We start from the raw sequence: 13,420 nt of genomic DNA on the forward strand, positions 1-13,420 counted from the left end.
TCTTCCACGCTGCTCGGCTCACGCCGGGACAGATCGATACCGAGTTCCTCCGCCGCGCGGAAGACGTCCTCGTCGGTGTCGCGCATCTCGATGGACATGCCGTCGCTGGAGAGCACCTCGACGTTGAGGCACAGCGACTGCATTTCCTTGATGAGGACCTTGAAGGACTCCGGAATGCCCGGCTCGGGGATGTTCTCGCCCTTGACGATCGCCTCGTAGACCTTCACCCGGCCCAGCACGTCGTCGGACTTGATGGTCAGCAGTTCCTGCAGGGCGTAGGCGGCGCCGTAGGCCTCCAGCGCCCACACCTCCATCTCACCGAAGCGCTGACCGCCGAACTGGGCCTTACCGCCCAGCGGCTGCTGCGTGATCATGGAGTACGGGCCGGTCGACCGGGCGTGGATCTTGTCGTCGACCAGGTGCAGCAGCTTGAGGATGTAGATGTAACCGACCGAGATCGGGTACGGGAACGGCTCACCGGAACGGCCGTCGAACAGCCGCGCCTTGCCGCTCTGCTGCACCATGCGGTCACCGTCACGGTTGGCGATGGTGTTGCCCAGCAGCCCGACGATCTCCTCCTCGTGCGCGCCGTCGAAGACCGGGGTGGCCATGTTGGTACGCGGGGCGACCTTCTCGAAGCCCTTGTCCTTCAGCCGCTCGGCCCACGCCTCGGCGATGCCCGAGATGTCCCAGCCACGCGCGGCGATCCACCCCAGGTGGGTCTCCAGCACCTGACCGACGTTCATCCGGCCGGGCACGCCCAGCGGGTTGAGGATGATGTCGACCGGGGTGCCGTCCTCAAGGAACGGCATGTCCTCGACCGGCAGGATCTTGGAGATGACGCCCTTGTTGCCGTGACGGCCGGCCAGCTTGTCACCGTCGGTGATCTTACGCTTCTGGGCCACGTAGACGCGGACCAGCTCGTTGACGCCCGGCGGGAGCTCGTCGCCCTCGTCGCGGCTGAACACGCGCACGCCGATGACCTTGCCCTGCTCGCCGTGCGGCACCTTCAGCGAGGTGTCACGGACCTCACGGGCCTTCTCACCGAAGATGGCGCGCAGCAGCCGCTCCTCCGGGGTCAGCTCGGTCTCGCCCTTCGGGGTGACCTTGCCGACCAGGATGTCGCCGGGGACGACCTCGGCGCCGATCCGGATGATGCCACGCTCGTCGAGGTCGGCCAGGACCTCTTCCGACACGTTGGGGATGTCCCGGGTGATCTCCTCCGGGCCCAGCTTGGTGTCGCGGGCGTCGACCTCGTGCTCCTCGATGTGGATCGAGGAGAGGACGTCGTCCTGGACCAGGCGCTGGGACAGGATGATGGCGTCTTCGTAGTTGTGGCCCTCCCACGGCATGAACGCCACGAGCAGGTTCTTGCCGAGCGCCATCTCACCGTTGTCGGTGCAGGGGCCGTCGGCGATGACCTGGTTGACCTCGACCCGGTCGCCCTCGGCGACGATGGGCTTCTGGTTGAAGGAGGTGCCCTGGTTGGAGCGCTTGAACTTGGCGACCCGGTACGTCGTACGCGTGCCGTCGTCGTTCATGACGGTGACGTAGTCGGCGGAGACCTCCTCCACCACACCGGCCTTCTCGGCGCTGATGACGTCGCCGGCGTCGGTCGCGGCACGGTACTCCATGCCGGTCCCGACCAGCGGCGCCTCGCTCTTGAGCAGCGGCACCGACTGGCGCTGCATGTTGGAGCCCATGAGCGCGCGGTTGGCGTCGTCGTGCTCGAGGAACGGGATCATCGCGGTGGCCACCGACACCATCTGGCGCGGCGACACGTCGATGTAGTCGACTTCCTCGGCACGGGCGAGCTCGGTCTCACCGCCCTTGGTACGGACCAGGACGCGGGACTCGGCGAACGAACCGTCGGAGTTGAGCGTCGTGTTGGCCTGCGCCTTGACGTAGCGGTCTTCCTCGTCGGCCGTCAGGTAGTCGATCTGCTCGGTCACCTTGCCGTCGACGACCTTGCGGTAAGGCGTCTCGACGAAGCCGAAGGCGTTGATGCGGCCGTAGGAGGCCAGCGAGCCGATCAGACCGATGTTCGGGCCTTCAGGGGTCTCGATCGGGCACATCCGGCCGTAGTGGGACGGGTGCACGTCACGGACCTCGAAGCCGGCCCGCTCACGGGACAGACCACCGGGGCCGAGCGCGGACAGACGCCGCTTGTGCGTCAGGCCGGCCAGCGGGTTGGTCTGGTCCATGAACTGCGACAGCTGCGAGGTGCCGAAGAACTCCTTGATGGAGGCCACGACGGGACGGATGTTGATCAGGGTCTGCGGCGTGATCGCCTCGACGTCCTGGGTGGTCATCCGCTCGCGGACGACGCGCTCCATGCGGGCCAGGCCCAGGCGGACCTGGTTCTGGATGAGCTCGCCGACGCTGCGCAGGCGGCGGTTGCCGAAGTGGTCGATGTCGTCGACCTCGACGATCACCTCACCGTTGGCGCCCGGCATCGACTCCTCGCCCGCGTGCAGGCGGACGATGTACTCGATGGTGGCGACGATGTCCTCTTCGGTCAGCGTGCCCTGCGTGATCTCGGAGTCGACCCCGAGCTTCTTGTTGATCTTGTAGCGGCCCACCTTGGCCAGGTCGTACCGCTTGGGGTTGAAGTACAGGTTCTCCAGCAGGGTCTGCGCCGACTCCTTGGTCGGCGGCTCACCCGGCCGCAGCTTGCGGTAGATGTCCAGCAGGGCGTCATCCTGGCCGGCCGTGTGGTCCTTCTCCAGCGTCGCCCGCATCGACTCGTACTGGCCGAACCGCTCGAGGATCTGGTCGTTGGTCCATCCCAGTGCCTTGAGAAGCACGGTGACGGCCTGCTTGCGCTTACGGTCGATGCGCACACCGACGCTGTCGCGCTTGTCGATCTCGAACTCCAGCCAGGCACCCCGCGACGGGATGACCTTGCAGCCGTACAGGTCCTTGTCCGAGGTCTTGTCGACGTTACGTTCGAAGTAGACACCGGGCGAACGGACCAGCTGCGAGACCACGACACGCTCGGTGCCGTTGATGATGAACGTGCCCTTCGGCGTCATGAGCGGGAAATCACCCATGAACACCGTCTGGCTCTTGATCTCACCGGTGGTGTTATTGATGAACTCCGCCGTCACGAACATCGGGGCGGAGAAGGTCATGTCCTTGTCTTTGCACTCATCGACTGAGTACTTGGGCGGCTCGAACCGGTGGTCGCGGAACGACAAGGACATGGTCCCCGAGAAGTCCTCGATGGGACTGATCTCTTCGAAGATCTCTTCGAGGCCCGACTGGGTCGGGACGTCCCTGCGCCCGGCCTGACGAGCCGCCTCTACCCGGCCCTTCCACTTCTCGTTGCCCAGCAACCAGTCGAACGACTCGGTCTGCAGAGCGAGAAGATCAGGAACTTCGAGGGGCTCCTGGATGCGCGCGAAAGAGACGCGACGGGGACCAGCGGGTACGGCGGAGGCGTTGCGCGAGGCTGCCAACAGATGTCCTTCCGAGGGCTCGCGGCGGACTGACTACACGCACGCCAGACAACCTCGCAACGTGAGCAAGCATCACGGGTCGTCAAAGGGCAGCGCAAAGGGGCAGTGTAGCCGAACGGCACACGCCTGTCCACTTCGCTCTCGCTGCATGCTCCACGTTGGTCGCAGCATCGCCCGTTCAGCCGCAAACGTCAAGCCCGCGAGCCCGACTTTTAGCCGCCTAGAGGCCCGGACGCTGGGTTTTCTCCCCAGTGTGATCGGGCGCCTACCGCCAGGCCCAAGACGATACCCGCGATCGTGGGCGGTTAACGCTCCGTCACCCCGGGGGTCGAACCCATGCCGACCACCGATGTAGCTGTGACTGGAGTACCCCTATCAAGGGCTTCGCCAAACCTGATTTTTGGTAACAATTGAAGGTAGCGGCACGCCCGGCGGCTCAGGCCGTTCCCAGCAGCGTGGACAGCCCCTCGACCAGCCATCGCCCGTCTTGCCTGACCATGACGAACCGGGCTCGGTTCTGGGTCACCTGTTGCTGGGGCCTGTCCTGGTTCGGCACTACTTTTACCGTAACCATGTTCACGAACAACAGGACCTCGACCCTGTCGGGCGTGGCGCGCTCGACGCCGACGTCCACCACGGCCGCGGTGCGGACCGTCTTCTCGGCCTTGGCCTTGGACACCAGCGACGTGGTGAGCTCCTTGTAATGCCTGGTCAGCTCGCCCGTCGTGTACGCCCCGGCCCTGGCCAGGTCGGCCTCCACCGAGCGGTAGTCGTAGGAGAACATGTCGGGGGCGACCTGCCGGGCCGTCGCCATCGCCTCGGCCGCGGCCCCTTCAGCTCCCCGCAGGTCACGCAGGTCGAACCACATCCTGGGGACCAGCACGCCCGCGACGATCACCAGGACGCCGAGCAGCACCACAGTGACGGTTCTCACACCACCTGCACCACCTTCGACACCAGCCAGACGCCGCCGACCTTGGTCACGTCCATCGTCCAGCGGTAGAAGCGCTCCTGGGGCGGGCTCTTGGAACCGTCCCAGCGGATCTCGGCGTCGGCCACCACCAGCACCTTCGCCGTGCCGCCGGACATCGACACCAGGCCGGTCGCGCGCAGGACGCCGTGCTGGACGACCTTGTTGGCGACCGTGGTGCTCTTGAGCTTGCCCGCGATGGCCTGGTAGCCGGTTCTGGCCCCGCCCGTGCAGGTGTCGAGGATGCGCTGCACGTCGGCGTCGGCGGTCTTGTAGTCGAGCGAGACCAGGTTCTTGGCGTGGGTGCCGGCCGCCAGCAGCGCGGCCTGCCTGTCGTCGGCCAGGGCCTGCGCGTCACGCGCCTGGAGGGAGATCCACACGCCGGCGGCGACGAGCGCCGCCAGCGTCACGCTGAGGGCGGCCACGAGGATGCGTGCCGGGCGTGCGGGAAGCGCTCCCACCTGTGCTCACCCCTTCCGGCCGGTCGCCGGATCATAACCCGCGAGCCACTCCGCAAGCCCTGGAATCGACGGAGGCGGTTGGGGAGCCGGGGCGTTGCGGGCGCCGCGCACCCCGGTCGCGCTGCCACGCGGCTCCCTGCAGAACGCCTCGGGGTCGGGCGGCCGGGTGCTGACGTCGTGGGGCTGTCGCCTGCGTACGCCCTCGTAGCCCCGGGTGCAGGGCCTGGGCACGTTGAGGTCGAGGTCGAGGCCGAAGTGCAGGCCGTCCCGGTCGACCACGGAGAAGGCGCCCGCGACCGCGGCCGGGTAGCCGATCAGGAGCTGCCGGAGGGCGGTGACCCTGGCCGAGACCGTACGGCCGCCGATCACGAGGTGCGTCAGCAGCGGGCGCAGGTAGGGCGCGACGCCGTCGGTCAGGCGTTCGAGCGACTCGGCCGCGCGCGGGGTGCGGCCGATCACGTGGGCGAGGTCGCCGCGACCGTTCCGGAGCGAATCCGTCAAGCTCGCCAGATTCGCGGCGAATGCCTTCAGATGGCCCCCAGAAGCCCGCTGAGCGTCGAGCACGGTCTCCCCGTCGTGCAGGACCGCGACCGTCTCGGGAAGCACCCTCTCGGCCTGTCCGAGCAGTTTCTCGCCCGCGTCGGCCAGCCGTCGCAGGGCGGGCCCGTTGCCGCCGAGCCCCTTGTCCAGCTCGGTCACGACCGTCTCCAGGTCGTGCGGGTCGACCGAGGTCAGCAGGCGGTCGGTGTCGCCGAGCAGCTGGGCGGTGGGGACCGGCAGCCGCGTGTGCGCGCGGTCGATCACGTCCCCCTCCCGCAGGTACGGCCCCGCGCCCCCGGCGGGCCGCAGGTCCAGGTACTGCTCCCCCACACCCGACCGGTTGGCCACCACCGCCAGCAGGCCGCGGGCCGGGACGGGGTCGCCGGCCCCGAGCCTGACCACGGCCCGCGCGCCGTCGCCCGCCACCGCCAGCGACTCCACCCGGCCGACCGGCACCCCTCGGTAGGTCACCTCCGAGCCGTCGAACAGCCCGCCCGCGTCGGCCAGCTCGACCGTGACCCGGTAGGCGGGGTCGAACAGGTCGGCGCCGACCCGGGCGTACCTGACCAGCGTGTACGCCACCGCCACCACCCCGATCAGCGCGAACGCCAGCAGCCTGACGGTCATCGCGCACCGCCGAGCAGGTTGCGCAGCGTGGTGCCGGGCGAGGCGTCGACGGTCAGGTCGGCGTTGGCGTAGTCGCCGCGCAGCATGGACGAGGCCGATCCCGGGAACGGGAACGTGATCGCGGTCGCCAGCCCCGACGCGACGCTGTGGCGCGCCCGGTCGAGGTTGAGCAGGAGCTCGCGCAGGCGGCGGAGGCCGGCGAGGGTGTCGGCCTGGGAGCGCTCGACGACGCGGGTGGCGGTGCGGCCGAGCCGGTCGAGGGCGGCGAGCATGGCGGTCAGGCCGGCGCGCTGGCCCTTGAGCAGGGTGACGGCCGGGCCGATCTCGGTGGCGATGGCCCTGATCGTGGCGCGCTGGGCGGCCAGGGTGCCGGTGAGGCCGTCGAGGGCGTCGATCAGCCGGACGATCTGCTTCTTGGAGCCGTCGAGCCCCGCGGCGAACGCGCCGAGCCTGCGCAGCAGGTCCTTCAGCCGGGCCGAGCGGCCGTCGAGCACGTCGGCCAGCTCGCGGTTGATGGTGGCGACCTGGTCGAGCCCGCCGCCGTCGACCAGCAGCGAGGCGGCCGACAACACCTCCTCGACCTCGGCCGTCGTGCTCGTACGGGCCACCGGGATCGGGCCGCTCAGCCGTCCGCGTCCGGCGGGCAGCAGCTTGACGAACTTCTCGCCCAGCAGGCTCGTCTGCGAGATCGCCGCCGACGTGCGGTCGGGCAGGGCGACGTCGCCGCGTACCTCGCAGACCACGTCGGCCCGCCAGTCGGCGCCCAGCTCCACGCCGGTGACCTCGCCCACGGTGACGTCGTCGACCTTGCACGGCGAGCGCGGCACCAGGTCGAGCGCGTCGGCGAACCGGATGGTCACCGCGTACGGCCGCTCGCCCAGGTCGGCGCCGCCGGGCAGCGGCAGCGAGGCCACCCCCTCGAAGCCGCAGCCGGCCACGGTCAGGAGCAGCAGCGCCAGGACGAGCGGGCCTCTCATCGCACGGGTCCTTCTGGCAGGGGGTCGGGCGGCCGGATCGAGGCGGGCAGCGGGACCAGGTTCTGGATGATCGTGTCGAACCAGCGCCCGTTGCCGGTCGCGTCGGCGAGCTGCCGGGCGAACGGCCCGAGCAGGGCCAGCGACCGGTCGAGGCTCTCCTCCTGGCGGCGCAGCACGGCGACGAACGAGCGCAGCCGTTCGAGGGCGGGCCTCAACGTGGTCCTGTTGTCGGCGACCAGCCCGTCGATCTGCCCGGCCAGCACCACCGTGTTGACCAGCAGCCCGTGGACGACGGCCCGCCGCGCGGAGACCTCGCGCAGCAGCAGGTCGCCGTCGGTGACCAGGCCATGGAGGTCGGCGTTCCGGCGGGCCAGCAGGCCGGTGACGGTACGGGCGTGGCCGACCAGGTCGTGCAGGCGGGCGTCGCGGGCGGCGACGGTACGCGAGAGCCTGCCGAGCCCCCGGAGGGAGGCCCGGATCTCCGCCGAGGAGCCTTCCATGGTCTGCGACAACACGGTCATGGCCGCGGCCAGGGCCCGCTCGTCGACGCGTCCCGCGGCTGCGCCCAGGTCGGCGACGGCGGGCGCGACCTCGTAGGGGACGCTCGTGCGCGACAGCGGGATCTGCCCCTGGAGCCGGCCGCCGCCCTCGGGCACGAGCATGACGAAATGGGCGCCGAGCAGGGTCTTGATCCGGATGTCCGCCCTGGTCAGCGAGCCGAGCCGGACGTCGTCGGCCACCCGCAGGTCGACGCGGACGTGGTCGCCTTCGAGATCGACACCGGTGACCTCCCCGACCCTGACCCCGGCGATCATCACGTCGTCGTGCTCGCGCAGGCCCGCCGAGTCGGCGAACGCGGCCGAGTACGTGCTGCCGCGCGGCAGGCCGCCGACCACCAGGGCCGCCACGACCAGCGCGAGGGCCACGACGATGCCGCCGACGCCCAGCGGCACGGGGTCGCGTCTCCTGAAGGGGGTCAGTGGCATCGCGGGCTCCCGTTGACGATCTTCGGAGTGCGTACGCCGCCGCTCCTGACCGTGAGCGAGCAGAGGTAGAAGTTGAACCACGACCCGTAGGAGGAGGCCCGGACGAGCCGGCCGAGGCGGTCGGGTGCGCGGGCGAGGGTGTCCTCGACCAGGGCGCTCCTGGCGTTGAGCGCCTTGAGCAGCCCGTCCGCGTGCCGGACGCTCGCGCGCAGGTCGGGCCGGGCCCTGCGGACGAGGTCGCCGGTGACGGCGGTGAGGCGGTCGAGGGTGGCCAGCGAGTCGCCGATGGCCTCGCGGTCGCCGGCCAGGCCGCCGATCAGGGCGCGCAGGTCGATCAGCAGGCGGTCGTAGTCGTGCTCCCGGCCGGCGATCTCGCCGAGCACCGCGCCGAGGTTGGCGATCACGCGGCCGATCACGGCGTCGCGGTCGGCGAGCGTGCCGGTGAGGGAGGCGATGTGGCCGAGCAGGGCCTCGACCGTGCCGCCCTCGCCCTGGAGCACCTGGACGATCTGCCAGCTCAGCTTGTTGACGTCCTGGGGGCGGATGGCGTTGAGCAGCGGTCTGAAGCCGTTGAACAGGGCCGTGACGTCGAGGGCCGGGCGGGTGTCGGTGACGCGGGCGCCCGGCGGGAGCAGGCCGGGGCCGCCGGGGCCGGTGGAGAGCGTCAGGTAGCGGTCGCCGACGAGGTTGCGCCAGCGGACGGCGGCCACGACCGCGCGGGGCAGCGCGGTGGTGCGCCGCACGGAGAAGGCGACCTCGGCCTGGACGCCCGCCAGCGTGACGCTCTCCACCCGGCCCACCCGCACGCCGGCGATGCGGACCTCGTCGCCCTCGCGCAGCCCCGAGGCGTCGGTGAACAGGGCGTGGTAGACGACCGCGGCGGTGAAGCGGGCGCCCGAGATCGTGATCGCGAGGGTGGCCACGCACAGGGTGGTGACGAGGGCGAAGGCGGCCAGCTTGAGCGCCGGCCCGAGCGTGGTCATCGCAGCATCAGCCTCGCCAGGTCGGCCGTGCCGTCGTCGAAGCGCACCCCCGGGAAGGGCACGGGCGCGTGGTCGGGCAGGCCGTAGCAGGCCGGGGCCCTGCGGTCGGCGTAGCGCGGGGTGTCCTTGCCCGGTTCGTACGGGCGCGCCGGCCGGACGATCTCCAGCACCGCCTTCGCGCTGCCGTGCCCGAAGGCGTTGTCCAGCAGCGGCCGGAGGCGGTCGAGGCCGCGCAGGACGCACGGGATGACGGGCGCGTGATGGGCGGCCACGTCGAGGGCCGGGCGGACGACGTGCGGCAGGCCGACGATGCCCGGCTCGTTGGTGTTCAGCAGGCGGTCGGTGGCGGTGGCGGCCCGGGTGACGGCCGCGGTGGCCGGGGCGATGGGGGCGGCGGTGAGGGTGCGGCTGATCGCGGCACTGTTGGCGAGGGCGCGCAGCAGGTCGGGGGCGGCCTGGCCGTACCGGGCGGTGACGTCGGCGAGCTTGGCGATGTCCCGCCTCAGCGCCGGCAGGTGGGGCTGGAGGCGGCGCAGGTAGGCGTCGGTTCTGTCCAGGGTCGTGCCGAGCCGGGCGCCGCGGCCGTCCAGGGCGGTGGCCAGGGCGTTCAGGGCGGCGTTCAGGCGTTCGGGGTGGACGGCGCGCAGGTGGGCCAGCAGGCGGTCGAGGATCTCGGTGATCTCCACCGCGGCCGCCGAGGACCTGAGCACGTCGCCGTCGCGCAGCGGGCCTCGCGGCGAGCTGGGCGGGATCAGGGCGACGTACTTCTCGCCGAACAGGGTCTTGGCGCGTAGCTCGGCGGTGGAGGCGCGGTCGACGTCGTGGTCGAGGGCCAGGGTGATGCGAGCGCCGTGTTCGGCGGGCGCCAGGTCGGCCACCTCGCCGACCACGACCCCGTTGACCTTGACGTCGGCCCGGCGGTCGAGCTGGAGCCCGGCGGCCGGCAGCAGCAGCGTGACGTGCCGGGCGGTGGAGAACGCCTTCGTGTAGACGGCCAGCGTCAGGGCCGTGAAGGCGGCGACGATCGCCACGAGCGCGGCGCCGTGCCTCATCCGGCCAGCCTCACCGTCGTGGTCGTGCCCCAGATGGCCAGGCCGAGCAGGAGGTTGGCGACGTTCACCGTCACCAGCACCGCGCGTACGGCCCGCCCGACCGCCACCCCGACCCCGGCCGGCCCGCCGGTGGCGTGGAAGCCGTGGTAGCAGTGGATGAGGATCACCAGGACGGCGAAGACCATCGCCTTGCCGAAGGACCACAACACGTCGTAGGGCGACAGGAACAGCTCGAAGTAGTGGTCGTAGGTGCCCGTGGACTGGTCGTGCAGCACGGTGACGATCAGGCGGGTGGCGAGGTAGGAGGCGAGCAGGCCGAGCACGTACAGGGGCATGACGGCGGCGAAGCCGGCGATCAGCCGCGTGGTGACCAGGAACGGCACCGGCGGGATCGCCATGACCTCCAGCGCGTCGACCTCGTCGCCGACCCGCATTGCGCCGAGCTGGGCGGTGAATCCGCAGCCCACGGTGGCCGACAGGCCGATGGCGGCCACCAGCGGGGCGATCTCGCGGGTGTTGACGTAGCTGGACAGGAAGCCGGTGAAGGCCGAGCCGCCGATGCGGTCGAGGCCGGTGTAACCCTGCAGGCCGACCTCGGTGCCGGTGAAGAAGGTCATGAAGGCGACGATCGTCATCGTGCCGCCGATCACCGCCAGGCCGCCGCTGCCCAGCCCGACCTCGGCCAGCAGCCTGAGCACCTCCCGGCGGTAGCGCGCGCCGGCCGGAAGGGCCCTGATCGCCCTGGCGTAGAACTCGCCCTGCCGGTCGAGCGCCCTCATGACCGCACCAGCTCGTTGTAGACCGCGCTGATCAGGAAGTTCTCGGCGAACAGCAGCAGGGCGGCGAACACCACGGCCTGGTTGACCGCCTCCCCCACACCCTTGGGCCCGCCCGCCGCGCTCAGCCCCTTGTACGCGGCGACGAGCCCCGTCGTGACGCCGAAGACCAGCGCCTTGCCCTCCGAGACCCACAGGTCGGACACCTCGGCCAGGGCGTTGAACGACTGCAGGTACGCGCCGGGCGAGCCGCCCTGGACGACCACGTTGAACAGGTAGCCGGCGACCAGCCCGACCGTGACGACCAGGCCGTTGAGCAGCGGCGCGACCAGCGCGCAGGCGGCGACCCTGGGCACGACGAGCCGGTGGAGCGGGTCGACCGCGAGCACCTCCATGGCGTCGATCTCGTCCCTGATCCGGCGGGCGCCGAGGTCGGCGCAGATCGCGCTGCCGGCCGCGCCCGCGATCATCAGCGCGGTCACCACCGGGCCCGCCTCGCGGACGATGCCGAGGCACGGCGGTGGCCCCGGTGAAGGACTGGGCGCCGAACTGGCGGATGAGGTTGCCGGTCTGCATGGCGAGGACGGCCCCGAAGGGGATGGCGACCAGGGCGGTGGGCAGGGCGCTCACGCTGACGATGAACCACGCCTGCCGGACGAGCTCGCGCACCTGGAAGGGCCGTCGCGCGGCGGCCCTGGCGGTGTCGAGCGACATGGCGACGAACCGCCCGACCTCTGCCGTCACCATGTGCGGCCGATCGGACGCGGACAGTCACCGTCGAAGGCCGCGAGGAGGTACGTCTCGGTCGGATTCATGATCTAGGCGACGCCGTCCGCGTGGGCGTTGATCAGCCGGGGGTACTCCTCCAGCCAGTTGCGGCCGCGTTCGTCCACGAACGAGCCCTGCGGCGGGATCACGCCGTGGGCCGCCAGCCACCGGCCGGGCGGCTGCTGCGAACGGCGGAGCACATTGCCGCTCGGCATGAGCTGCGGCGGGATCGGCGGCAGCCCGCCGGGGTCGTGGCCCATCTGGGCCTCGGCCTCCAGCTCGGAGATGTCCTTCTCCTCCGACATGCCGATCGGGCCGTGCCTGCGGGCGTTGAGGAACTGCCGCACCACCGGCTCGTCGCTGGACAGCAGCATCTCGCGCGGCCCGAACATGACCAGCTCGCGGCGGAACAGCAGCCCGATGTTGTCGGGGACCGTGCGGGCGGTGTTGATGTCGTGGGTGACGATCAGGAACGTGGCCTCGATGTCGGCGTTGATGTCGACGATCGTCTGGTTGAGGAAGGCGGTGCGGACCGGGTCCAGGCCGGAGTCGGGCTCGTCGAACAGGATGATCTCGGGGTCGAGCACCAGCGCCCTGGCCAGGCCGGCGCGTTTGCGCATGCCGCCGGAGATCTCGCCGGGCAGCTTGCCCTCGGCGCCGACCAGGCCGACCAGGTCGATCTTCGCCATCACGATCCGGCGGATCTCGGCCTCGGTCTTCCTGGTGTGCTCGCGCAGCGGGAAGGCGATGTTGTCGTAGAGGTTGAGCGAGCCGAACAGGGCGCCGTCCTGGAACAGCACGCCGAACAGTCGGCGCAGCTCGTAGAGCTTGCGCTCGGGGCAGCTCGCCAGGTCGTGGCCGTCGATCCAGATGTGGCCGCGGTCGGGACGCAGCAGGCCGACCAGCGTCTTGAGGAAGACGGACTTGCCGGTGCCCGACGGGCCGAGCAGCACCGAGATCTCACCCGCGGGCAGCGTGAGCGAGACATCTTCCCAGATGACCTGCCGACCGAACGACTTGGTCAACCCCTCGACCACGACCTCGACGCCCACTGGCCACCTTCCCGATCACAGGGAGCACTCAGGGGATAACGTGCCGCACACTTTACTTCCAGGATGGACTCACGGTAGCGGCGTTCCGAGGAATTGGAACCGGTTCCAATAACTTGTTACCCCGCGGTTATGAGACGTCGGGTCCAGTAAGGGCGCGCAGGCTCGGGCGCAGCAGCCGGGCGATGTGGTCCGGCGGGGCGTCGCGCAGCTCGGGCAGTTCGAGCAGCTGGTGGCCGACGGTCACGCCGAGCAGGATCGTGGTCGTCAGGGCCGCGCGCAGGCGGGCGTCCTCGCCGGGGATCGCCGCGGCGAGCCGGTCGATCTGCCGGGCGAGCGCCTCGCGGGCCGCCGTGCCCGCCTCGGGGTGGGTGAGCATCGAACGCATCATCGCCAGCGAGCCCTGGGGCAGCTCGCCCATCTTCACGTCGAGGGTGCGGAGCAGGTGCTCGACCAGCTCCTCGGGGGTGGTGGCGGCCTCGGGGGCGGGCGTGGCGCGCACGGCGGCCCTGAAGAGCTCCTGCTTGTTGCCGAAGTACTGCATGACCAGGGCCGGGTCCACCTCGGCGGACTTCGCGACCGCCCTGATGGTGGCGCGCTCGTAGCCGACTTCGGCGAACAGCGCCCTGGCCGCGTCGAGGATCCTTCCCTCGGTCCTGCGCCGCCGTTCGGCACGGGGAAGCACTCGCTCGCTCACGGTCCGACTCTACCCGTGTTGACCGTTCGTCCGAATTCGCTCTACGCTCGTTGAGTCAACGATCGTTGAGCGA

12 protein-coding genes and 1 pseudogene are annotated in these 13,420 nt (G+C 70.6%); all 13 read right to left on the reverse strand.

All coding sequences use genetic code 11. The features are described 5' to 3' along the window. On the reverse strand, positions 1–3,461 hold a 3,461-nt coding region (gene rpoB, locus ACNF49_RS00005; protein WP_498701686.1), incomplete at its 3' end, for a DNA-directed RNA polymerase subunit beta. Between the two features lie 436 nt (positions 3,462–3,897). Next, positions 3,898–4,395, reverse strand: a complete 498-nt coding sequence (locus ACNF49_RS00010; protein WP_482942418.1) for a hypothetical protein — start codon at positions 4,393–4,395, stop codon at positions 3,898–3,900. Further along, entirely contained in the window at positions 4,392–4,892 is a 501-nt protein-coding gene (locus tag ACNF49_RS00015; RefSeq protein ID WP_357967427.1) for an Rv1363c family protein, read from the reverse strand. Before ACNF49_RS00015 ends, ACNF49_RS00010 begins: the two co-directional genes overlap by 4 nt. 6 nt (positions 4,893–4,898) lie before the next feature. Beyond that, positions 4,899–6,059 (reverse strand): MlaD family protein, encoded by a 1,161-nt coding sequence (locus ACNF49_RS00020; RefSeq protein WP_482942419.1) that lies wholly within the window; start codon positions 6,057–6,059, stop codon positions 4,899–4,901. Then, on the reverse strand, positions 6,056–7,036 hold the full coding sequence (locus ACNF49_RS00025) for an MCE family protein (RefSeq protein WP_482942420.1): 981 nt from the start codon (positions 7,034–7,036) through the stop codon (positions 6,056–6,058). Before ACNF49_RS00025 ends, ACNF49_RS00020 begins: the two co-directional genes overlap by 4 nt. Next, the gene (locus ACNF49_RS00030) at positions 7,033–8,022 is read right to left on the reverse strand and encodes an MCE family protein (RefSeq protein WP_482942421.1); all 990 of its coding nucleotides are present in this window, start codon (positions 8,020–8,022) and stop codon (positions 7,033–7,035) included. Before ACNF49_RS00030 ends, ACNF49_RS00025 begins: the two co-directional genes overlap by 4 nt. After that, positions 8,013–9,005 (reverse strand): MCE family protein, encoded by a 993-nt coding sequence (locus tag ACNF49_RS00035; RefSeq protein WP_357967418.1) that lies wholly within the window; start codon positions 9,003–9,005, stop codon positions 8,013–8,015. The genes ACNF49_RS00030 and ACNF49_RS00035 overlap by 10 nt, the downstream gene beginning before the upstream one ends. Next, a complete protein-coding gene (locus tag ACNF49_RS00040) occupies positions 9,002–10,057 on the reverse strand; it encodes an MCE family protein (RefSeq protein WP_482942422.1) in 1,056 nt (351 codons plus the stop codon). The genes ACNF49_RS00035 and ACNF49_RS00040 overlap by 4 nt, the downstream gene beginning before the upstream one ends. After that, on the reverse strand, positions 10,054–10,836 hold the full coding sequence (locus tag ACNF49_RS00045) for an MlaE family ABC transporter permease (RefSeq protein WP_357967412.1): 783 nt from the start codon (positions 10,834–10,836) through the stop codon (positions 10,054–10,056). The genes ACNF49_RS00040 and ACNF49_RS00045 overlap by 4 nt, the downstream gene beginning before the upstream one ends. Further along, on the reverse strand, positions 10,833–11,318 hold the full coding sequence (locus ACNF49_RS00050; RefSeq protein WP_482942423.1) for an ABC transporter permease: 486 nt from the start codon (positions 11,316–11,318) through the stop codon (positions 10,833–10,835). Before ACNF49_RS00050 ends, ACNF49_RS00045 begins: the two co-directional genes overlap by 4 nt. A gap of 94 nt (positions 11,319–11,412) precedes the next feature. After that, positions 11,413–11,580, reverse strand: a pseudogene (locus ACNF49_RS00055) (ABC transporter permease); the annotation flags it as partial. A 71-nt stretch (positions 11,581–11,651) separates the two neighbouring features. After that, positions 11,652–12,653, reverse strand: coding sequence for an ABC transporter ATP-binding protein (locus ACNF49_RS00060; protein ID WP_482942424.1), 1,002 nt, complete (start codon positions 12,651–12,653; stop codon positions 11,652–11,654). Positions 12,654–12,780: 127 nt separating this feature from the next. Continuing rightward, complete coding sequence (locus ACNF49_RS00065) at positions 12,781–13,347, reverse strand: TetR/AcrR family transcriptional regulator (RefSeq protein ID WP_357967404.1); 567 nt, start codon at positions 13,345–13,347, stop codon at positions 12,781–12,783. Positions 13,348–13,420 lie beyond the last annotated feature (73 nt).

The sequence above is a fragment of the Actinomadura sp. ATCC 39365 genome (assembly GCF_054392275.1).

Excerpts from the sequence above, each read along its gene's own strand:
- ACNF49_RS00020 (WP_482942419.1), bottom strand. The coding sequence starts at position 6,059 with ATGACCGTCAGGCTGCTGGCGTTCGCGCTGATCGGGGTGGTGGCGGTG.
- ACNF49_RS00025 (WP_482942420.1), bottom strand. The coding sequence starts at position 7,036 with ATGAGAGGCCCGCTCGTCCTGGCGCTGCTGCTCCTGACCGTGGCCGGC.
- ACNF49_RS00030 (WP_482942421.1), bottom strand. The coding sequence starts at position 8,022 with ATGCCACTGACCCCCTTCAGGAGACGCGACCCCGTGCCGCTGGGCGTC.
- ACNF49_RS00035 (WP_357967418.1), bottom strand. The coding sequence starts at position 9,005 with ATGACCACGCTCGGGCCGGCGCTCAAGCTGGCCGCCTTCGCCCTCGTC.
- ACNF49_RS00040 (WP_482942422.1), bottom strand. The coding sequence starts at position 10,057 with ATGAGGCACGGCGCCGCGCTCGTGGCGATCGTCGCCGCCTTCACGGCC.
- ACNF49_RS00045 (WP_357967412.1), bottom strand. The coding sequence starts at position 10,836 with ATGAGGGCGCTCGACCGGCAGGGCGAGTTCTACGCCAGGGCGATCAGG.